19 protein-coding genes are annotated in these 21,826 nt (G+C 61.5%); 9 read left to right on the top strand and 10 right to left on the bottom strand.

The genetic code is table 11. The annotated features are described in order from the left end of the window. Nucleotides 1-4: 4 nt before the first annotated feature. The 3 genes from JNK74_24120 to JNK74_24110 form a co-directional block, all read right to left on the bottom strand. Nucleotides 5-1,150: an ABC transporter substrate-binding protein gene (locus JNK74_24120; GenBank protein ID MBL7649276.1), complete on the bottom strand. Its 1,146-nt coding sequence runs from the start codon at nucleotides 1,148-1,150 to the stop codon at nucleotides 5-7. Between the two features lie 346 nt (nucleotides 1,151-1,496). Continuing rightward, a complete protein-coding gene (locus JNK74_24115; protein ID MBL7649275.1) occupies nucleotides 1,497-2,330 on the bottom strand; it encodes an arsenite methyltransferase in 834 nt (277 codons plus the stop codon). 16 nt (nucleotides 2,331-2,346) lie between these two features. Continuing rightward, entirely contained in the window at nucleotides 2,347-2,565 is a 219-nt protein-coding gene (locus tag JNK74_24110; protein ID MBL7649274.1) for an AbrB/MazE/SpoVT family DNA-binding domain-containing protein, read from the bottom strand. A gap of 182 nt (nucleotides 2,566-2,747) precedes the next feature. Here JNK74_24110 and JNK74_24105 point away from each other — a divergent pair, with 182 nt between their 5' ends. The 4 genes from JNK74_24105 to JNK74_24090 all read left to right on the top strand — a co-directional run bounded on the left by JNK74_24105 (nucleotide 2,748) and on the right by JNK74_24090 (nucleotide 8,390). Further along, nucleotides 2,748-4,112 (top strand): exodeoxyribonuclease VII large subunit, encoded by a 1,365-nt coding sequence (locus tag JNK74_24105; GenBank protein ID MBL7649273.1) that lies wholly within the window; start codon nucleotides 2,748-2,750, stop codon nucleotides 4,110-4,112. Beyond that, nucleotides 4,093-4,494 (top strand): exodeoxyribonuclease VII small subunit, encoded by a 402-nt coding sequence (locus JNK74_24100; protein ID MBL7649272.1) that lies wholly within the window; start codon nucleotides 4,093-4,095, stop codon nucleotides 4,492-4,494. The genes JNK74_24105 and JNK74_24100 overlap by 20 nt, the downstream gene beginning before the upstream one ends. After that, nucleotides 4,494-5,357, top strand: coding sequence for a polyprenyl synthetase family protein (locus tag JNK74_24095; GenBank protein MBL7649271.1), 864 nt, complete (start codon nucleotides 4,494-4,496; stop codon nucleotides 5,355-5,357). Before JNK74_24100 ends, JNK74_24095 begins: the two co-directional genes overlap by 1 nt. A 144-nt stretch (nucleotides 5,358-5,501) precedes the next feature. Then, on the top strand, nucleotides 5,502-8,390 hold the full coding sequence (locus JNK74_24090; protein ID MBL7649270.1) for a hypothetical protein: 2,889 nt from the start codon (nucleotides 5,502-5,504) through the stop codon (nucleotides 8,388-8,390). A 328-nt stretch (nucleotides 8,391-8,718) separates the two neighbouring features. On the opposite strand, the gene JNK74_24085 is transcribed toward JNK74_24090, so the two are convergent. From JNK74_24085 to JNK74_24065, 5 genes are all read right to left on the bottom strand, one after another. Then, nucleotides 8,719-10,047 (bottom strand): efflux RND transporter periplasmic adaptor subunit, encoded by a 1,329-nt coding sequence (locus tag JNK74_24085; protein ID MBL7649269.1) that lies wholly within the window; start codon nucleotides 10,045-10,047, stop codon nucleotides 8,719-8,721. A gap of 460 nt (nucleotides 10,048-10,507) precedes the next feature. After that, on the bottom strand, nucleotides 10,508-12,886 hold the full coding sequence (locus JNK74_24080) for an ABC transporter permease (GenBank protein ID MBL7649268.1): 2,379 nt from the start codon (nucleotides 12,884-12,886) through the stop codon (nucleotides 10,508-10,510). Beyond that, complete coding sequence (locus JNK74_24075) at nucleotides 12,880-13,617, bottom strand: ABC transporter ATP-binding protein (protein ID MBL7649267.1); 738 nt, start codon at nucleotides 13,615-13,617, stop codon at nucleotides 12,880-12,882. Before JNK74_24075 ends, JNK74_24080 begins: the two co-directional genes overlap by 7 nt. Before the next feature lie 176 nt (nucleotides 13,618-13,793). Continuing rightward, nucleotides 13,794-15,257, bottom strand: a complete 1,464-nt coding sequence (locus tag JNK74_24070) for a hypothetical protein (GenBank protein MBL7649266.1) — start codon at nucleotides 15,255-15,257, stop codon at nucleotides 13,794-13,796. A gap of 537 nt (nucleotides 15,258-15,794) precedes the next feature. After that, nucleotides 15,795-16,166 (bottom strand): response regulator, encoded by a 372-nt coding sequence (locus JNK74_24065; GenBank protein ID MBL7649265.1) that lies wholly within the window; start codon nucleotides 16,164-16,166, stop codon nucleotides 15,795-15,797. Between the two features lie 421 nt (nucleotides 16,167-16,587). On the opposite strand from JNK74_24065, the gene surE reads away from it, so the two are divergent. From surE to JNK74_24040, 5 genes are all read left to right on the top strand, one after another. Next, entirely contained in the window at nucleotides 16,588-17,343 is a 756-nt protein-coding gene (gene surE, locus JNK74_24060; protein ID MBL7649264.1) for a 5'/3'-nucleotidase SurE, read from the top strand. A 42-nt stretch (nucleotides 17,344-17,385) separates the two neighbouring features. Next, the gene (locus JNK74_24055; GenBank protein ID MBL7649263.1) at nucleotides 17,386-17,979 is read left to right on the top strand and encodes a DedA family protein; all 594 of its coding nucleotides are present in this window, start codon (nucleotides 17,386-17,388) and stop codon (nucleotides 17,977-17,979) included. 105 nt (nucleotides 17,980-18,084) lie between these two features. Then, entirely contained in the window at nucleotides 18,085-18,267 is a 183-nt protein-coding gene (locus tag JNK74_24050) for a type II toxin-antitoxin system HicB family antitoxin (protein MBL7649262.1), read from the top strand. A gap of 5 nt (nucleotides 18,268-18,272) precedes the next feature. Further along, nucleotides 18,273-19,076: a phytanoyl-CoA dioxygenase family protein gene (locus tag JNK74_24045; GenBank protein ID MBL7649261.1), complete on the top strand. Its 804-nt coding sequence runs from the start codon at nucleotides 18,273-18,275 to the stop codon at nucleotides 19,074-19,076. A gap of 44 nt (nucleotides 19,077-19,120) precedes the next feature. Next, complete coding sequence (locus tag JNK74_24040) at nucleotides 19,121-20,203, top strand: alkene reductase (protein ID MBL7649260.1); 1,083 nt, start codon at nucleotides 19,121-19,123, stop codon at nucleotides 20,201-20,203. Between the two features lie 22 nt (nucleotides 20,204-20,225). Here the strand turns inward: JNK74_24040 and JNK74_24035 are convergent, their stop codons facing one another. Beyond that, complete coding sequence (locus JNK74_24035) at nucleotides 20,226-21,326, bottom strand: hypothetical protein (protein ID MBL7649259.1); 1,101 nt, start codon at nucleotides 21,324-21,326, stop codon at nucleotides 20,226-20,228. Between the two features lie 54 nt (nucleotides 21,327-21,380). Then, nucleotides 21,381-21,734: a hypothetical protein gene (locus JNK74_24030; protein MBL7649258.1), complete on the bottom strand. Its 354-nt coding sequence runs from the start codon at nucleotides 21,732-21,734 to the stop codon at nucleotides 21,381-21,383. Nucleotides 21,735-21,826 lie beyond the last annotated feature (92 nt).

The following is a 21,826-nucleotide window of genomic DNA, read 5'->3' as shown; positions in this document are numbered from 1 at the left end:
ACGCTTATTCCCCGCTTCGCGACGCGAGATCGGACCATTCCATGGGAACGACCCGACCGCCCCGGATCACCGTGGGCCATACCTGGTGGCAGGCCTGATGCTTGTCCGGTCCGAGTTCCAGGGGCGTGCCGAGCCCGATATCAAATGTACCCAGGGATTCGAGGGACTCGATGATGGCATCCCGCCCGATCGGGCCGGAGACCGATTCGAGGGCGCGGCAAAGGATACGGGCGGCGATATAACCCTCCAGGGAACCGAAGGAGGGTGCGGCTTCGGGGTCGAGGCTACTGAGGGCCTTTCGATAGGCCTCGACGGCCGGAAGGGCGGATTCGAAGTGGGGCACAACCTGCGTGATGATCACGCCTTCTCCCGCTTCACCCAGGGCAAGCCGGAGGGGCTCCGCGCCGGTGAAGGACACATTCAGGAAGAACCCGTTGAGTCCCGAAGTCCGGGCGAGCTTGATGAACTCGGCGCAGGGCGCATAGGCACCCACCATGATCACCGCCTTTGGGAGCGTATCGTGCAAGAGGAGATCGGCGAGTCCGTTCTCAACGGCCAGCGTATTGCGCTCGTAACGGCCATGGGCCACGTTGAGGGGATCCTCCAGCCCATGCCGTTTCAACGCGCGCGCGCCGCCCGCGAAACCGGCGTCCCCGTAGGCGTCGCGCTGGGTAAAGAAGGCGATCTCGGCCGGGCGCACGCCGACGACCTCTACGAGCGCGTCCACCATGGCCTCGGTTTCTTCCGCGTAGCTCGCCCGGTAGTTCACGACCACGCGATCCGGGGGCGTCGGGGGCGCGTCGCGCGCCGGGTAGTCCACGCCCCCGCGCGCCGGGGGCGCCCCGCCCCCCCCCCCCGCCCCGGTGAAAGCTCCGAAGAAGGGGACCCCCGCCCGATTTGCGATGGGCACCGCGGCCACGGCCGTGGGCGTGCCGACGTTCCCCACCAGGGCGAGCACGTTGTCCTGCTCAATGAGACGATGCATGTTGGGCACCGCCCGCTCCGGCTCATAGCCGTCGTCGAGGGCGATCAACTGGAGCGGGCGCCCCTGTACTCCACCCGCCCGGTTCAGTTCGTCGAAGGCGGTGCGAACGCCGAGGGACATCTCGATACCCAGGTCCGCCGCGGGCCCGCTGAGGGCGGCGGACATGCCGAAAACAAGGGGCGACGGGGATTCGACGGATTCCGCGGCAACACCTCGAAGCGCGCCCAGAACGAAGAGCGGCAGCATAAGCTTCCACACTCCCGGCCCGAATCCCGGGGAGCGGGCACCGACCTTGCCCCATATTCCTGTCCATCCATCCATCAACCGAGCTTCCTGGCGTCATGCCACCCTCGCTGCACGTGACAAACGCCGGGCCGCCTTGCGCCTCTCCAGGTTCTGCATTCAGCCAGGCAGGTTTGCCAACTCAACAATAACCCGAAATTGAAAAATGCGCAATCGATTTGTGCGGGCAGGCGTTGGCAGCGCGGTGGCGTGCCGCCGGGACTACCGGTCAGGAACGGGGCTTCGTGGCGGATACGCCCAGACTGACCACACCGGAGGCCATGGCGCGGAAGTAGGGTATGGTCAGCAGGAAACGGGTAATCCTGCCCACGCCGGGATCCGCCACCAGGTTGTCCACGCTGTAGATCGCCCGCTTGCCGATGGTGATATCCTCAAAGCCCGCGGCTTTGATTGCGCCGAGATACTCGGGCTCCAGCAGGGCGCCCGCGATACACGCGGAATACATGGCGCCCGAACGGCGAACGAACCACGGCAGGTGGCGCTCCAGCACGATGTCGGACACAAAAATCCGACCGCCGGGCTTCAACACGCGCAGCGCCTCGCGAAATACTTGAAGCTTGTCGGGCGAGAGATTGATCACGCAATTGGAGATGATGACGTCCACTTCGCCGTCGGCCGCCGGTATCGATTCGATCTGACCCTCACGGAATTCTACGTTTTTGAAGCCCCCCTTCTCCGCATTGGCCCGGGCGCGCTCCAGCATGTCCGGCGTCATGTCCACGCCGATCACCCGGCCCGTTTCCCCCACCTTGCGCGCGGCCAGAAAGCAATCAAAGCCCGCGCCGGACCCGAGGTCCATCACCGTGTCACCTTCATTCAGCGCACCGAGGGCCGTCGGATTGCCGCAACCCAGCCCGAGATTTGAGCCGTCGGGCACGGCGTCCATCTCGGCATCGCTGTAGCCGATGTTTCCGCTTACGGAGCGAAAGAACGAAGGATCCGGCGCCCCGCAACAGGTGCTCGGGCCGCAACAGCTCCCGCCACTGCGCGCGATCTTGCCGTAGGTCTTCTGCACGTCTTTATGTATCTTCGTGATGGCCATGTTGGCATCCTCCTGTTCAGGACTTGGGGTTAATCTGGTTCAGCATGGGGCCAAGGTGATTGCGGATCATCCCGCCCAGCGCCTCGGTACGGATCAGACACATGCAGCACAGCGCGCCTTCATTCTCAAAGCTGACCAGCGCCAGCTTCTCACCCGGTTCGATACCATGCCGGGCACGAAAATCCTTGGGCAGGAGCATCTGGCCCCGCTCATCCACGCTGATGATGGACTCCACTTTGAATCCAGCCGTGGCACAGGCTTCATTGGACTCGCAGCAGCTTTGAGCCTTGCTTTCGTTCATGCCAATCTCCTCTGCAAACGTAACAATATAAGTATATTCTGAATTTACTGAAAATGCAACAGAAGTTTTGCGTGTTGGCTCGCACTATCCTTCGATGATCTATTACAATCCAACCCATGAACACCAGCAGCGACTCCATACTCACCATTACCCAGCTCACGCGCCGCATTAAATCCCTGCTTGAAAACGACTTAGGGACCGTCTGGCTGTCGGGTGAAATCTCGAACTGGAAATTGGCCTCGTCGGGCCACGTCTATTTCACGCTGAAGGACGAAAACAGCCAAATCGACGCCGTGATGTTCAAAGGCAAGCTCTCGCGGCTTAAGTTTTCGCCGGAAGCGGGCCTGGAGGTGTTGGCCCACGGCGAAATCACGGTGTACGAACGCCGGGGTGCGTACCAGATCATCATCAGCGACATGCAACCCAAGGGGCTGGGGGCGCTGCAACTCGCCTTCGAGAAATTGAAAAAAAAGCTCTCGGCGGAAGGGCTCTTCGACGACATCCATAAGCAGCCCCTGCCCCTGCTGCCGCGAAAGGTCGGCGTGGTGACTTCACCCACCGGCGCGGCGATTCGCGACATTCTGAATGTACTTACGCGGCGCTTTGGCGGGATTCATGTCATCATCTACCCCGCGCGGGTGCAGGGCGACGGTGCGGCGGCGGAAATTGCGGCGGGTATCCGCGCACTGGACGCCTGGGGTGTGGATGTCATGATCGTGGGGCGCGGCGGCGGCTCGCTGGAGGACTTGTGGTCCTTCAACGAAGAAGTGGTCGTGCGCGCGATCTATGAAGCGAAGACGCCCATCATTTCCGCCGTGGGCCATGAAGTGGACTACTCTCTGTCCGATTTTGCGGCGGACTTGCGCGCGCCCACGCCTTCGGCGGCGGCGGAGCTGGTGGTGAAGGAACAGGCGGCCCTCGGCGAACAAGTCGCGCGCCTGCGGAAACGTCTGGGCCAGGCCCTGGATCGCAGCCTGACCGACGCGCGGCACCGGGTGAAAATGGCAAAGAACAGCTACACGCTTCAGCGTCCCCAGGAACTGGTGCGCCAGCGTCGTCAGACGAGCGATGAGTATCGCATGCGCCTCGAAGACGCCATGGCGGATCGCGTGGCCGAGGCCCGGAAGCGCGTGGATCGGGCCGCCCGATCACTGGCCCTGTTGTCGCCAAAGATACAATTGGAACGTGCGGGCGAACGGCTGAAACGACTGGAACAACGCCTGAATAATGCGGGACGCGACATTCCGGCAGCCGGCCGACACAAACTCAGGCCCCTGGTGGCGCAATTGGACGCGCTAAGCCCGCTGGCGATTTTGTCGCGCGGCTATGCGGTGGGTTGGAAGCTGCCGGAGAAGACCTTGGTACGCGAGGCCGTGGCGTTGAAGCAAGACGATGAAATTTATGTACGATTTGGACGCGGCGCGGTCACGGCGACGGTGCGACGCATAGAGGAAGAGGCACATGGCCAAGAGCAAGAGTGACGCAACCTTTGAGCAGGATCTGGAAGCCCTGGAAGCGATTGTGGGCGCGCTGGAAGAGGGTGGACTTTCCCTCGACGACGCGCTGAAGCAATTCGAATCGGGCATCACCCTGGCCCGGCGCTGCGAGAAGGCCCTGAGCGAGGCGGAGAAGAAAATCGAAATCCTGGTGAAGAACGCCGACGGCGATCAGGAGCCCCAGCCCTTCGACGAAGAGGCGCCGCCCGCTCCCGTGTCGGCGCCCGCGCCAGCGAAGGTCCCCGCCGCCGCCGCCCCCGCGGCGACGCGCGCGCCCGCAACGCCCGCGAAGCCCGTGGCCCCGCCGCAGGAGAGCTACGAGCCGGAACCGACCCCCGAGCCCGACGAAGAGGATCTGCTTTTCTGATGACCGCGGTGGAATTTCTTCAGGCCAAGGCCCAGCGCACCGAGGCGGCTCTTGCAGCCCGCGTGGACGCGTGGGAGGGCGTTCCAGCCTCGCTTCTCGAAGCGGTGCGTTACAGCCTCTTCGCGGGCGGCAAACGCCTGCGGCCCGCCCTGGCCCTGGCGGCGGCGGAGGTGGTTTCGGGCGATGATTCGATCGCCCTGCCGGTGGCCTGCGCGCTGGAAATGATTCATACCTATTCTCTGATTCACGATGATCTGCCCGCGATGGACGACGATGACCTGCGCCGGGGCAAGCCGACCTGTCACAAGGTCTATGGCGAGGCCACGGCGATTCTCGCGGGTGATGCGCTGCTGACCATGGCCTTTGATGCGGCCGCCGACACGGGCTCCACGGAAATTGTCCGCCAACTCGCCCGTGCGGCGGGCGCGGGCGGCATGGTGGGCGGTCAGCAATTGGACCTGGATGGCGAGGGCAAGCAACTGGACTTGGAAGCCCTGCGTCGAATCCACCGCGCAAAGACCGGCGCGCTGATTCAGGTGTCGTTGCGCTGCGGCGCCATGGCGGCGGGCGCGACCGCAGCACAAGTAGACGCCCTGGCGGACTACGGCAGACACCTCGGCCTGGCCTTTCAGATTACGGATGATATTCTCGATGTCGTTGGTGCGGAAGCCGTAATCGGCAAACCCGTGGGCAGCGATGAATCCCGCGACAAATCGACCTACCCGGCGCTGCTGGGCCTGGACGAATCCCGGCGCCTGGCTGGGGAGGCCGTGGCGTCGGCTCTGGCCGCGTTGGCGGTCTTCGGCGAGGAAGCCGAAAATCTACGGAACCTTGCGCGCTTTGTGGCGGATAGAGAGTCTTAGGCGGATAGCAGCAGGGACGACAGGGACAGCAGCGACCAATGCTAAAATACGGTTTCTGTTGTCGCTGTCGTCTCTGATGTCTCTGCAACCAGATTTAAATTGCCCGAGCACGCCGAGAAATCACTTTCAAGGGAGGAAGAACGCATGTGGGCATGGGCATCTGCGGCACTGATCGCGGCAACGTGTATTTCAGCGGCGCCGCGTGAGCTGACCGTCGAGGACAAGCGGCACTTCTATCTAAAGGCCGAGACGCCAGTTATCCTCGCCGATGAGTTGATGGACGAAGCGGCATTCGCGAAACCCCTTCGCGAGGCCCTCGACGCCCCGCCGCTCATGTCCCCCGCGTCCCTCTCCGACCGCCTTCCGGAGGGGATTTTCGTGGGCACGGCGGCCCATCCCGGTGCGCTGGCGAAGCGGAAATTCAAGCGCTACCTCGAAGGGTCGAGCGCCCTCGGTGAGGAAGGCTACCGCATCGTAGTGGAGAAAGAGGGCATCGTCGTGCTCGGCGGCGGCCTGCGCGGCGCGTGGTACGGCCTCCATGCGCTGGCGGGGCTTGCCGACCAGTACGACGCAAACCTTCCCCACCTGGATCTGCGGGACTGGCCCGAATTGTCTGTGCGGGGGGCCTGGCTGACATCCATGCCCACCGAGGAAGATGTGGTGGCCCTCGCCGCGCTGAAATGCACCCACGTGTACCTGGAGTCCGACGACTTTCACGACCTGTCGGGCGTAAAGGCCGACTCGTGGCGCCGAGTTTTTGAAATGGCGCGGGAGAATTACCTCGAACCGGTGCCCGTCTTCTCCACCCTGCGCGGCATGGAATCGGTATTGCGCGAACACCCCCTCATGATCGAAGGCCGGGCCGTCACCGAGCGACTCACCCTGCGCGGTTCGGAGTGGATGGACCTCCGCTATCCCAACATCATCGCGGAACATCCAGAGACCGTCCAGGTTTCCATCAGCGGCGTGCCGTGTATCTATGAGCGGGACTACACCCTGGAGGCCCAGCCCCTTGTGGCGCCCTTTGTGGCCGAGCGACCCCACTGGCGGATTCAACGCCAGCCGGGCGGCGCCATCCCCGACGGCGCGGAGGTAGAACTGCGCTACAACGTGGCCACCGAAGATTCTTCCTCCCTGTGCTTCGCGGCCCCGGAGAGCCGCGCCTGGCTTCGCACGGCGTTGGAGCGGCTCATCACGGAACTGAAGCCGCGCTATATCCACCTCGACCACGGGGCCATCGGGCGGATGAACCAGGACACGCGATCCGAGGCCCGCAACCTCAGCCACGCCGATGCCTTCGCCCAGTCACTCGGGCTTATGGCGGGGATGATTAAGGAGATCGACGGTGACGTGAAGATCTTGATGTGGTCAAATCTCCTGACGCCCGGCCAGGGTGCGGGAGTCTACGGCCTCGAAGCGGCGCCGGTCCCGGACCAGATTACGCGGATCGCGCGAGTCCACGCCGACACGCCCGGCGAGGCGACTGATCGCTTCGAGCAGATTCTGGCCTCCGCCTCCGCCCCGCTGATCGTTGCACTGGACGGAAGTGCGGCCGCCGCGCAGACGATGGAACAGTGGCTGGTGGCGAAGGGGCTCCAGCGCGGTGGGATGATCGCCCTTTCGGGCGTGCCCGAAGAAGCCGGTGCGGTGCTGGATGCCGCCTGGTCAGGTCCGGACCGAAGCTCGATCTGGGCGCGGCTGCTCAATCGGCATTTTGACGCCACCCTGGACAGGCCCGACCACGGCGCGGTCCGCGCCGCTCTGGTGGAATACCTGAACGATCAGACTTTGCGTGGCGGTAGCCCAATCGATGCCCGCCAGCGATTCGACGCCCTCTGTTCGAGCAATCCCGATGTTGTCGCCGCCGACCAGGCGGGCTACGAGTTGGCCCGCGGTCTGGTGGCCCTGCTGACGGACTATCTGCTCCTGGAAGAGCGCTTCGCACAAACAGGAAGCGAGACATCCCTCCAATCCCTGGCTACATTGGTGGCGCAGGTCCGCGCGAGCGATCCACTACCCGATGCTGCGCGCTATGATCAACTCTTGGAACGTATCACATCACACCAGGAATTTGTGTCGCCGACCGAACTCTTCCTGGAGGATCTCCGCTACTATCGCGCCGATCGCCCCGAACACCCGCAATTTGAGATTCCGGTGCGACCCGTCCTCACCGAAAGCCCGACCGAGACCACGGCCACTCTTCCCCTCTTGTCCGGGCAGGCCCACGCGCGGCGTCTGGATATCGACGGCGTAAACCTGGCTTCCGCCCGCCTCTCGGGTAGCCACGACGGCGCGAACTTCGAAGAACTTCAAACGCTGGCCGGTTCCGGGCTCGCCGGGGCCAAGGGCGCCTGGCTACTCTCACCCCCCCCTGTCCACCCCACCCTGAAGCTGACCCTCAGCGCGGCACAGGACATACCAATGCTGAAAGAAGTGCGCCTCTTTGGGGATAAGCCCGCGGCGGAGATGGAGTGCGGCTATGCCACCATCACGCCAGCCATGGCTGCCTCCTTCGAGGGACGTCCCTGGGCGCTGAAGGCACAGGCGGGCGCCTTTCTCAATACGGACAGGCCCCGCTTTGCTTCGTCACCCACGGCGGTCCGGGTAACGCGCACGCGAAGCGATCTGTACATCGCGATTCAGGCGAACGACCATGATCCTGCGGCCATGATCGCGGACCTCGCGCAACGGGATGCCCCCTTGTGGCAACAGGAAAGCGTGGAGATCTGGCTTCAGCCCGAGGGCGAGCTGCCTCTTCGGCTTGTCGCCAGTCCGCTGGGCACCCAGTACGACAGCGAGGCGAATGATGTCGGCTGGGACGGCGACTGGGAAGTGGTGGCGGCGAAAACCGGGACCGGATGGAATGCCCTCTTCCGAATTCCGATTGGATTGGTCGGCAATCCGAAGCGTGGAACCAGCCTGCCCATCAATATCGTGCGCAACCGCCACGGTGCCGGTGAAGAGCGGAGCGCCTGGGCCCACGGCTATGGCGCGCAACCCGATCTGCAATGGGGTGTGCTGCGCTTTCCGTAAGGAGGGGAGGGACACGCGCACACTCCAACCGATAATTCGAGCCACTCCGGGTGCCACCTCAATCGAGCAACGCTCGTTTGGGTGCCCTGGGACGCGATAGTCCAGCATAATGAAGGCGACCGGGATTAGCCTTTTGAAGAATCGACACAAAGATGCCGGGTGCACAAGCCGGATTGGATGCTTCGCGGTATGCCTATAGGAAACTGCTCTCAGCGTACCCCAAACGGGCTGAGGCCGAATTGAGGCGGCACCCGCAATAGGCCTTTGTCACTCCGGATCTCCCATGGTCACGCCAGTTCCCGCCGGGTGCCCGTGCGGCGGTACGTCCCTACCGCGCTGCGACGCGGCTGCCGGGCTCGAGGTCGTTCTTGGGATCGAGAATGATAGCTTCCTCCAATTCCAATCCGCTGGTGATGGCCGCCCAGGTGTCGTTCTTCAGGCCGACCGTTACCTTGCGCAATTCCGCGCTGCCACCGTCCACGACAAAGACGTACCACTCCCCCTCGCGGCGAAATACCGAACGTTCCGGCACGGCAATGGCATCGGTCGTTTCGTCGGTGATAATGCGGACATCCAAGCGAGTGCCCGCGCGGAGTTGGAGTGCGGAATTGTCGAAGGCGATGATGGTCTTGACCCGCTGCTGCTCGATGCCCAGCGATGATATCTTTTGAAAGGCGGAGGGGTAGATTCGGTCCACCTTGCCCAGGACGGGCGCCTCGCCCAGGGCCTTTCCGATGAGTTCCACCGCATCGCCCGGCGTCACTGCGACAACCTCCTCAGAAAGGACATCGCTTTCGATCTCCATGGTGCCGAGGTCGCCAAGCTTCATGATCGGTGTGCCCGCCGCCAGCACCCGCGTATTCTCAATGTATTTTTCCAGCACTGGACCGGACACGGGCGCGCAGATCATGGCTTTCTTGAAGTCGCTCTGTAAAATCGCCAGCTCCGCTTCCAGACGCTGAATTTCCGCACCATAGACCTGACGCATGTACTCGTTGTCGTCCATGGACGACGCCACGCGGCTCGCCGCCAACTGGGCGATCTCGACATTCTTTCGGGCGGCGGCCACGGCGAGCTGGGCCCGATCCACCTGCTCCAGCAGTCCCTCGTGGGTGCGCTGGGCATCGTCAAGCAGGCTCTGGGCGGCGACGCCCTCTTCAACGAGCTTCTTGACGCGCTCGTACTCCCGTCGAGCCTGCTCGGATTCAATGCCCGCGACGCGGTGCTGCGTTTCGGCTATTTGAAGTTGATCCGACATTTCCTTGATACGTACCGAGGCCGTATCCGTATCTTCCTTTTTCGGCTTGCCGCTGGCCAATCCGTCAATCTGAAACTGCGATTGCTGAATCAGGAACTCCGCGGCTCGGATCTTGTGCTCCAGATCGAAGGTGTCTATCTCCGCAAGGATGGCGCCCACCTCCACCACATCTCCCACCTCAAGGCCCATGCGCTTCAAGGTGCCCGAGAGCGGCATATCCACCGTGTACTCATCGCGAAGGCGAGTCTTGGCCTCTTCCGTGATGTACTCGCGCACCGCCCGCTTTTCCGGCTTGCCGATTTCGACCAATGCCGGCTGGGGCCGCATGGAAAGCACGGCGAATCCAAGAAGAACGGCGACGATGGCCGTGCCGATGATTTTCTTTCTGCTGATAGTCATAGGTTTATGCGGTATCCATGGGAATCAAGAATGCGGATTTCAATTCAGTCTCTGCAAATTCGTGAACAGACTCAACCACGGTCGTTGGCCGCAATCAAGAGGAAGTGAACCGCAAATTTACGCAAATTCACGCAAATACTTTGATGGGAAAGAAGGAAGAGCGCTGAACCGCGAATGAACGCAAATGGACGCGAATATCCAGTTGTCCTTCATACATATGAATGGTCCTTTCCGCAGTTCACTAAACATGTTCGTTCAATTCATTCTGGTTGCTGACTTGCACGTCCTACACACAGTTGAAAAATTCGCGTCTATTCGCGTTCATTCGCGGTTAAAGGCCGTTTCCTTCCGTTTGAAGAAACAATTTGCGCTAATTTGCGTAAATTTGCGGTTTAGCTCTTTGGTGTTGCGGTCGGAGGCCGCTCCAGGTCTATTCGTGGTTCAACTTTTCCTTCCGTCCTTACTCCCGCTCCTTTAACACCTCCACCAGATCCAGTTGCTCGATCTTTCTGCGCACCGCCAAATTCGCCAGCAGCACGAAGGACATGGTCAGCAGGATCGCCGTGGCGTAGGTGCTCCGGTCGATGTGAAAGGGCAGCCGAAACATGTCGTTGCTGTAGGCCTTCACGAGGAGCGCGCAGATGCCTATCCCCATGGGAATCCCGGCGAAAATGCCGAGCACGCCCATCAAGATGTTCTCATGGTACATGATTCGACCCGCCTCGCTGGAGGAAAAACCCAGCACCCGAAGCGAGGCAAGCTCCCGCTGCCGCTCAGACAGCGACACGGCAGTGATATTGTAAATGATGGAAAAGGCGATCACGGCGGCGAAGGAAAGGAGAATGGTGTTGGTAATCGCCATGCTCTGGCCGATCGTCTTCTTGATGGAATCGTAGGCGTCCTGGTTGAAGCTGACCGCCGCGATCCCGCCAATTTCTTTGAGGCGCTTGTTCAGCGCGGGGCGTCCCCCGTCCTCGATCCGCAAGAGGGCACTGTTGAGGGCAAAGGGCTCGTCGAGCATGCGGCTGAGGTCGTGCAGATCCATATAAGCGCCCGTCCCCACAAACTGCTGGGCCACGGCGCGCACGTTAATCGTGAAGGTGCGATCGATGCGCCCCAGCAGGGGTTCCAGCTCGATGGTGTCACCGGGCTCCACGGCCAGTTCCTTCGCAAGACCGTCCGCCAGCACGACGGTGTTCCCACCCAGGGCAAAGGCCTCGCGTTTGAAATTCATCACCTTGAACATTTCCGAGTCGGCCGCCACGCCGGTTACGATGATGTCTTTCTTCCTCCATTCGGTTCGGATCTCGAAAGGATACTCCAGGAAAGCCTCCGCCCGTCGGACGTGGGGAAAGCGGCTGGCCTCAAGCAGGGCGTCCTTCCCCTGTTCCTTCTGGAAACTAACCTTTACGTCGTCCCGCTGCACATCCCTGAACTGAAAGTTCATCCCGAACTCGGTGGAGTCGGTCATGAAAAAGCCCATGAGGAGGAGGCTGAGCGAAATGGCGACGCCAAAAAGATTGACGCCCGCGCGGAATCGATTGCGGGAGATGTTGCGGAAGATCATTTTCCAGGTGAAGCTCACCCGGCGCCAGAGGGGAGGAAACAGCTCGATCCAGACCTTATTCACGGTGCGCGGGGCCTCGGCGCGCATGGACTCCGCAGGCCGGATGCGGGCCGCCTGAATGGCCGCGGTAAGCGCGCCGAGCGTGGCGAAGACGAGCGTGATACCCATGGACCGGGCGAGCACATCCCAGTACACGCGGGATTCGAGAATGGGGAACTGGTAGAACTGGACGTAGATCCGGATCATCCCCCCCGCCATCCACTGGCCGAGGAGGAAGCCACCGACACATCCGACGAGCGCGAGGACGATACCGTATTCAATGTAATGAACACCTACGGCCCAGTTGGAATAGCCGAAGGCCTTCATCAGTCCGATCTGGGTGCGCTCGGTGCGCACCATACGGTTAAGCAGAATCAGAATGATGAGGGCGGCTATCCCCAGAAACAAGGTCGGAATAATCTTTGCCGAGACCCCGAGTCCCTTGATCTCGTCGGAGATGAATCGATTCGAAATCTGGTTTTCCCGCTTCGTTTTGGCAAATACGCCGTAGGGGTCGAGGATCTTGTCCGCCTCGTCGAGGATCACGTCGAGGTCATGAGGATCGTCCACGAGCCCTACGATGTTGTTGCAGGCGGATTTCAAATCAAGGGCCGTCTCCGCAAAGTCTTCCGGTACCCACAGGATCCCGAAGCCCTCCGGGCTGGGCACCAGCGACTGCACGTTTCGAATCATGTAGACGTACTCCGGCGATGCACCAATGCCCACGATGCGCAGGGAATACTTCTTGTTGTCCACGGAGATGTGAACGCGGTCCCCGATCTCCAATCCATTCGCACGGGCGAAATGCTGGCTCAGGACGGTCTCGCTCTGGGCGCCGGGTTCGAAGTAGCGCCCGGCGAGCAACACCATGTCGTTGATGACCGGCACCCGGGGCAGGGGCATGGAGATGAGCCGCCCGATGCGCGGCTCGTCCACACCGGGAATATCGACATTGACCTCTTCCACAATGCGCTTGCGCACCTGGCGCACGCCGGGAATGGCCTCAATCTTGTACACGGCGGTTTCAGGCGCGCGATCCACGAGAATCTCGAAATCGGCGAAGCGATTCTGGGCATAGTAGGTGTCGCGGGTCAGGCTCAGATTGAGGTACGCGGAGTAGACACAGATATAGGCCGCGATACCGCACATGACCACCGCCACTACGCCCAGCGATTGGGGCCACGCCAGCAGCATGCTCCGGATTAGCTTCTTATGGAAGGCCCTGATTACCACACGAGGTCATCCACCGTTTTCCGGACCGCGTTGCGCTCAATGGACTGCACATGGCCGTCCCGCATCTGGATAACGCGATCCGCCAGTTCGGCGATGGCCGCGTTGTGGGTGATGATGATGAGGGTCGTCTGGATACGCTGATTAATCTCGCTCAGGGCCTCCAGCACGACTTTGCCGGTGGCAATGTCCAGGGCGCCCGTGGGCTCGTCGCACAGCAGAATCTCGGGGCGCTTCGCCACGGCACGGGCAATGGCGACCCGTTGCTGTTCGCCGCCGGAGAGCTGCGAGGGAAAGTGGTTGCGCCGCGGGCCGAGCTGCACCAGATCGAGGGCCTCCCGCGCGGGCATGGGGTCGAGGGAGATCTCGGTGGCCAGTTCCACGTTTTCCTCCGCCGTCAGGTTGGGCATGAGGTTGTAGAACTGGAAGACGAATCCGATGTAACGACGGCGATACTGGGTACGCTGGCTTTCGTCGAACTGGGCGAGATCTTCCCCGCCGAAGCGTATGGAGCCCCGCGTGGGACCGTCCAGGCCGCCGATAATATTGAGCAGTGTGCTCTTGCCCGAACCGCTCGGCCCGAGGATCACCAGAAACTCGCCCCGGTCTATGGTGAGGGTGGCCCCGCGAAGGGCGGGCACCACCACCTCCCCCATATGATATTCCTTGCACACATCGTCCAGCGTGAAGAGGACCGTGCCCGGTGCTTCTGTAATGGATCCTGCCGACTGCATGAACGAAAGTCTCGCTGGCAAGGTGCGCGGCCCTTGCACACTGGACATTTACTACTTTTCCCGCCGCCGCTCGAAGCCATTCGCTCCGGGAAAAACGACACGCCACCGTCGTCGACGCTTCGTCGGATCTCTGATCGCGACAAATCCGAAACCGAACTCAGGCGCGAACGCCGACTTCAGCCCTTGGCGCGGTGCATGGCCGCAACATACTGCTTGATGCGCGTGTCGAAGATGCTGAGCAATTTCTCGTGCAAGGCCGCATTGGACGCCGCGATAATGGACTGGTGGTTGTGCTCGGAGCTGTCCAGCAGCAACACGTCGTCGAAATGTTCGCCGAAGGCGTCGGTAACGATGCAACCGGCCTCCTGGGCAATCAACAGGGACGCCGCCATGTCGTAGGGTGCGATACCGAGTACCGTGCCGCGGCCCGCATTGATGAATTGATCCTGGACCAGATCCGGAATCTCTTTCATGTAGCGGCTGGCAAAATCCACACACGCGTCCAATTGATTGGTCAGAAGGCGCGTCAGGCTGTATGAGGTGCTGTTACAGGCGAAAAAACCGCCCTTGAGGCTTGTAAGATCGATCAACGGCGCGGCTGTGGGGAAAATCAGGGCCGCCGGACGGGCCGGCACGGTCATGGACCAGGCGATCGTTTCCAGATTCACATTTTCAGACAGTTTCGGCTTCCTGGTCTTGCCATCGGGCGTATAAATTCGGGCCCCTTTGCCGCGCTCGGCGTAAAAGGTCCGCTCGCCCATGATTTCCATCACACAAGCGCTTTCCACGTCGGCCATGGTGGGTCGTTCGATAACGCTGGTGGCGGCAATGGCAACCACACAGGCCTCGAAGCCGTTCTTGGCCGCACGGGTGCCGTCGATAGGATCGACGATCAGCAGATGCTGGGGCGGATCGTTGGAGAAGGTTGAATAGCCGGAATCTTCCGAATAGTACGCTACGGGCGCGCGCTCGGCCTTGAGATAGGCCAGCAGCGCCTTCTCGGCCACTTTATCTATTTCGAAGGTCGCGTCGCCGCTCACGGCGGAGTCCACCACGTCGCGGCCCTTGACCTGCTGCACCATCGGCGCAACGACGGCCTTGATGGCTTCGGACAGTCCAAACAGGAAGGTCCGGGGAAGCAGTTTCCCACTTCCGCGAGAGACTTTGGCTTCACGCGACGAGGCTGCGGGCGTGGTGGGGGCCTTGGCGACGGCGGGCTTTGGTGCTTCGGGAGCCGAGGGAACCGCCTTTGACGGGGCCGCCTTCGCCACGGCCGGTTTTTCCGGAGCCGCCTTGGGGGCCGCCGGGGCAGATTTCACGGTGGAGGTCTTGGAGCCCGACTTAGGCGGAACCACCTTCGATGGCGAGGCTTTCGGGGCTGCCGCTTTCACCGGCGCGGATTTCGCGGCCACACGGGCAGGGGGCGTCTTCGCCTTGGGGGCGGGCGATTTGGAGGCTGCCTTGCCCGACGGGGCCGATTTCGATGGCGCCTTGGATGCCTGGGTGGGCTTCACCGCTTTGGCGGGGGCGGCTTTGGGTTTGGCCGTGGCCTTGGCCACGCTTTTTCCGGCGGGTCTGGGCGCGCTCTTCTTGCTCGCCACCGCTTTGGACGCCTTCGCTTTGCTCTTACCTGTTGCCATCGCCGCCCCTAGCGTTCCTGTTTCGAGTCATGTGCATGCGGTTTCCCAAGGCGCAATGAAACCAACGCCTGTTTCGATTTGCAGCGCCGGGCTCCGAACATCTCACTGGGCGATACACGCTGCCCGTGAATATGGCGCTTCGGTCCCGTTCTCGGTACAAATCTCGAATTTCACCCTGGCCGCCACCATCGTGGCAAAAACCTATCGAATAACCAGTTGGACTACGGGTTTCCGGCTGGGGATTCGCCCCAACAATCCAGCCCGCAATCACTTAAGTGTTTGTCACACGCTACAGGAGCACCGCCATTCCGGCGTGACTTTTTCGGAACCTGCCGCACGATATGGCTGTTCCCTGGCGAGCGGAAAAGGGTCGCCAATAGTGTTAAAAGCCTGCACTACTCCGGTAGTATAACCGATTTTAGCAGTTGCTCCAGTATTTGTCCAGAGCTTTCTGGCGGGTGCCGGTTTTCAGAATGCCCCGGCCACGGCGCGCCCCGCGATCCACTCTGGACCGGCCCCGCGCGCGTTGCCCCAGCTTCAGTTCTCTCGGACGACGTCCAGAACGCTCCGCACTTCTTCTTCCAAGTCTCGGAGTCGCAGGGGTTTAGTCAACACCTTCGACGCGCCCGCCTGGAGGGCCTGCTGGGTATCCCGGGCGAATCCCGTTACAATCAGCACCGGCACGTCGGGATGCTTCTTGCGGATTTCTGTCAACGCCTGGATGCCACCCATCCGGGGCATCTCGAGGTCCATGGTTATGACATCGAATCGATTGGACTCACACAGCGCCACGGCCTCGGCCCCATCGGACGCCAAAAATACGTCAAAACCGCAGATCTGAAACCAGCGCTGAAGCGCGCTGCGAATGTTTGCCTCATCGTCCACGATAAGTATCGAGGGTTTCCCCATCCAACTTGCCTTCCTGTTGCCCGTCTCGCCGATCGATGCCCCGTATTTGCGGACGCTATCCCCGGAATCTACGCAGACCTCAAGCCCGTTTTCGTCACCCGGATGGAGACCGCGCAGGTGTGCGGCCGACGCTCATCCTCGACCGACCGCGGGTAGACTGCGCGGACCTTGGCCCCGGGAAGTGAAACCGGGCTTCACAACGTTCCGTTTAAGTTCACTTTTGATCCATTATACCGGATTTCCCGGAAATGGTGGGAGAATTCATTGGATTCTCCACACCTGATATTTGGTGTAACGCATACGCCGATCAGCGCGGTGCGGGTGAGCCGCCGGGTTGAGCGGCTTTGAATGGACCGCACGGCTGTGGTATAAAAGAGGTGGCTTTTCTGACCCCATCCCCCAAGGCATCCCGCAAGCTCCTATGAACCGACCCCTTATTCTGGTTACCAACGACGATGGTGTCCGTGCACCGGGACTGCGCCTTCTGGCGGAAGCGCTTGAGGCGGTGGGCCGCGTGGAAGTGTATGCCCCGGAGAGCCAGCAGAGTGCGGTGGGCCACAGCGTATCGCTCCATAAACCATTGCGCGTGAACGCTTTGGAGCCCGGATGGCACATGGTGGATGGGACCCCGACGGACTGCGTGATGCTGGCGGTGCGATCCCTGCTGGGCGAGCGCCCCGCGCTGGTCGTATCCGGGGTCAACCCCGGGGCCAACCTGGGGGATGATGTGACCTATTCGGGAACGGTGGCGGGGGCCTTTGAAGGCATGCTTCTGGGGATTCCCTCCATTGCGGTGTCCGACGTGAGCTATCGCCCGGAACACATGGCCACGGCGGCACAGGTGGGCGCTCAGGTGGCCCGCTATGTGCTCCAGCACGGCCTGCCGGAAGATACGACGCTGAACGTCAATGTGCCGGACCGGCCCTTTGAAGAGCTTCAGGGCATTGCGGTGACCCGGATGGGGCGCCGGGACTATCACGACGAGATTGTGCGCCGGGAAGATCCCCGGGGCGGCATCTATTATTGGATAGGCGGCGACGAGCCCTCCCACATTATGGAGTCGGGCACGGACTTCGAGGCCATCGAGCAGGGCAAGGTCAGTGTGACTCCCCTGCATCGCGATATGACCCACCACGCGGTCATGCACCGCTTTTACGAGCCCGCCATTACCCTGTAACGAACGCGGCACATGTCGCGAAAACACCGAGAAGGTTCAACCATGAAGTGGGTACGAAATCTTTATGACTGGGTGCTGAGCTGGGCCGAAACGCCTTATGGCAGTGTGGCCCTGTTTGTCCTGGCCGTTGCCGAGTCGAGCTTTTTCCCCATTCCGCCCGATGTGTTACTGGTCGCCCTGTGCGTCGGCAAGCGAGCTCACGCGCTGAGATTTGCGCTGATCTGCACTGCGGGTTCCGTGGTTGGTGGCGTTATCGGATACGGCATCGGCTGGGGAGCCTGGGCTGCGGTTGACCAACTCTTTTACACCTATGTGCCGGGCTTTACCGAAGCTAAATTTCATTCCGTCGGCGATTTGTACGAGCAGTACAACTTCTGGGTGGTCTTCATCGCCGCCTTTACGCCGATCCCCTACAAGGTCATCACCATCGCTGCGGGCGTCTTCCACGTGTCTTTCCCCATGTTCGTCGTGGCGTCGTTGATCGGTCGTGCCGCGCGCTTTTATCTCGTGGCGGGCCTCCTCTACCACTATGGCGAGCCGATCAAGGGCTTTATCGACAAGTGGTTCAACCTGCTCGTTGTGGCGTTTACCGTTCTACTGGTAGGCGGCTTCGCATTGCTGAAATACGCCCACTGAGCCGTTGCGCCACCTGTCCATTCGTAGGCACGGCCACGGGACATGCCGCCAGTCTCCTGGTTGCGCCGGTTGAAGAGTTCGGCCTGGCGGTATTTCATTTCCAGTATGGAGAGCATGAGATACACCTACTGGGAAGATGCCGGCATGTTTGTCGGTTACTTGGAAGAGTTTCCCGACTACATGACCCAAGGCATTTCGCTGGATGAGCTCAATGAAAACTTGCGGGATATCTACGACGAATTAACCAGCGGGAGCATACCTGCTGTGAGACACGTCGCGGAACTTTGAGTCTCATGAATGCACACGGTCCGAATGATAACCCATCGGCGGAGCCCAGTATGCTGACCTCGGAGCAACAACTACTTTTCAAGACGCAGGGCATCGTGAAACTGCCTTCGGCGGTTCCGAAAAAGCAGACGGAAGCGGCGAAGCGCTTTATCACCTCGGAGTTGGAGCGCCTGAAGTTGAAAACCGGTGGGAAGTTGTCCGCGTCGAAAATTGAGGCCCTTCCCCACTTTCAACAAACCACCCGGCTCGGACAGTTGATCACCACTGGCCCCTGGCTGGAGCGCTTGTTCGCACCGGAACTCCTCGCCAGCATGCGAAACGTCGGCGGACTTTCCTCCACGGCGGAGAAACCGCAGGTCCAGCTATTGCTTTCTCTCCCCCACAAGGCGGCGTGGTCTCTCGGCGGCCTGAACTGGCACCTCGACCTGACCCCGCCCAGGAACGACGTGGTTGCGGGCGTCCAGGCTTTTGTGCTTATGGACGACCTTCGCGCGAGAGGAGGCGGGACCCTCGCCCTCGCGGGCTCCCACAGGCTCCACTATATTCCGGAGGCCCGGGAGGACGGTGCGCAGCGCCTTCTACGACGGGACCCGGTACTGTGTGCGCTGTTCAACCCTGCAGACATCGATGCCGAGGCGTTGTTTCAACAACGGGACTTGTGCGGTGTCCCCATCTCCATCGTTGAAATGTGCGGTGGGGCGGGCGACGTCTTCTTGATGGACATGCGCGTACTCCACTCCCCATCGATTAATGCGTCTAAGAACATTCGCATGATGGCCACCGCGCGCCTGATTGCCCCCACGCCCTAGTCGCGGTGCCCATACGCCGCTCCACTCGAACTGAGGAAGCCAACATGAACCATAAGGACCTGCTCTTCCAGCCGCTTCGCCTCGGCGCGCTCAATCTCCCCCATCGTATTCTGATGGCACCGCTCACACGGGCGCGGGCGACCGGACGCATCCCGAACGATTTAATGGTGGCATACTATGCCCAGCGTGCGTCGGCGGCGCTGATCATCTCCGAAGCCACCGCCATCAGCGAGCAGGGATACGGGTGGCACGGTGCCCCGGCGATCTACACGGACGACCAGGTAGCGGGCTGGCGAAAGGTGACGGACGCGGTCCACACGGCGGGCGGGCGAATGGTGCTGCAACTGTGGCACATGGGCCGCATCTCTCACCCCGACTACCAGGGTGGCGCGGCTCCGGTTGCACCCAGCGCTCTTGCTGCGACGGGCGAGGCCCACACGCCGACGGGGAAAAAGCCCTTCACCGTACCGCGCGCGTTGAGCGTCTCTGAAATCAAGGGAATCGTGGCGGACTACCAGATCGCCACCCGCCGGGCGCGGGAAGCGGGCTTCGACGGTGTAGAGATCCATGGCGCGAACAGCTACCTCATTGACCAGTTTCTTCGGGATGCGTCGAACCGGAGGACGGACGGGTACGGCGGCTCCATAGAGAATCGCGCGCGTTTTCTGCTCGAGGTGGTGGAGGCGGTGGCGGACGCCTGGTCCGCAGATCGCACGGGCCTTCGGCTGAGCCCCACGATGAATGGCAACGGCATGGGCGACAGCGATCCCGTGGCGCTGTATAGCCACGTGGGCAAGGCCCTGAATCCCTTTGGGCTCGCGTATCTTCACGTGGCGGAAGCGATTCGACCGGGGCGTCTGTACAATCCCGACGCGCCCCGCGTGACGCCTTACCTCCGCGAAGCGTTTGAAGGCCCCCTGCTGGCCAATGGCGGCTATGACAAGGCCACGGCGGCAGACGCGATTCGCGAGGGCCGCGCGGACGCGATCGTATTCGGGCAGAAATTCATCGCCAACCCCGATCTGCCCCTGCGTTTCAAGACGGATGCGCCTTTGAACGAGCCCGATCCTGCGACCTATTACTCGGAGGGCGTCGAAGGCTATCTGGACTATCCGGCGCTGGGTTGATACTTGAGATCGCGAACCGGCGCTATTTCTTATCCTTCAAATGCTTCCCCAGCCGGACAAGCTGACTGTGGGTGTCTTCCGGGATGTGACCGTTCTCGTTCTCGATGGGTACGTTGATCGTGAGCGCACCGCCGACCGCCTTCACATTGTCGACAAACTGGAAGAGTTCTTTGTCGGTGTAGTGGCAATACTGATTGGGGACGGCCGGGTTAAAGGTCAGGTCGATCGGCAGCAGACCGTGCCACTGGACGTTGTCGATAAATTGTCCCTCGGGCATGTAGAACTTTGCCTCCTGGCCGCGCTTGCGCAGCTTGCGGTTCTCGTCTACGAGAATGTTTCCTTCTCCGGGCGGGTACACGAAGTCGGTGCGGATCTTCCCGTCTTCCAACAGGTGAATTTCGCCCGCGTGGTAATCCTCAATCGGGCACAGCGGCTTGATCGTGCCCGCCGCGCAGAATTCGGCCCCGCTGAAGGCGATGACCGCATCCGGATTGCCGGCGCGGCATGCGTCCATCTCCCGCTGCCAGGCGGCATCATCCTGGGGACCGCAACTGTCAAACCACCACCCGTCAATGTCCTTTCCGCCCTTGAGCGACAACTCCCGGACCAGTTCGTTGTGCCGCTCCACATAGCCCTCGGTGCCCAGGCCGATCAGGCTCTTCACCACGGGATCCGCACCGGTGTGAGGGCTCGGCATGTAAACGATCAACCGCTTTCCCCGCGCGTGGAGAAGGCGGCCCAGCTCGGGGATCAGTTCGCGACGCGGCGAGATGCCCGGCTGGAGTTTGTCCACATATTCGCTCCGGCTTGAAAGAAAACCCGTACCCTGCATGAGCGTGAAGATGACCCAGTCCGCCCCGGTCTCCTCGATCTGGGCGACGTAGGCCTCCAGATCGAAATTGTCCACCATACGATTCAAGTTCGCTGTTTTTTCCTCCGGCGTGGCCCCTTCGGGCGAAAGCAGGTAATGGGTCATGACGCCGAAAGAGCCCTGGGCCATCCACGCCGCCTTGTTGGGCGCGCCATCGGGCCTCAGGGCTTCTACCGTCACGCTGGCCAGTGCGGTGCAGGACAGGCCGATAGACAACATCGCAGTAGCGAAGGTTCGCACGAAGTACTTCAAAATAATCTCCTTTAAGATGACACTCCGCAGTCGGCAGTTCGGCTGCACCTGTGCTCAAACTTGTTTCGGCACAACCCACGGCTCGCGATAGGTGCGTCGCACGTAGCTGTTGGCCTCGTCGTCATCGATAAATCCTTCGGTCGCGGCGTCAATATGCAATCGGCGCCCGGTCCGGTAGGCAATGTTCCCATAGAGGCCGAGCAGCGTGGAGCGATGGCCCTCCTCAATGTCCGCGTTTGGCTGCGCGCGCGACCGAATGCTGTCCAGGAAGTTCGCCATATGCTTGACGTTGGACGGCGTATATTGCCCCGGCTGGATTTGAATACTTTGCCCGTCTGCGTTGAAGACCTGGAAGCCACCGCCCATGCGACCGAGGTACATGAACTGGCGCGTGCCGTAGATTTCCACCCGCGTCCCCGCGAAGCTGAGCTATCCCCAGTTTGGTGCAGCCTGTGCGGTGGCCAGTATTTTGAGTGCATCCACGGCGTCCGATATTTTCT

Source organism: Candidatus Hydrogenedentota bacterium (assembly GCA_016791475.1).
Taxonomy (GTDB): domain Bacteria; phylum Hydrogenedentota; class Hydrogenedentia; order Hydrogenedentales; family JAEUWI01; genus JAEUWI01.
Note: the sequence above shows the minus strand (reverse complement) of the source record. Positions and strands in the feature narration are given on the sequence as shown.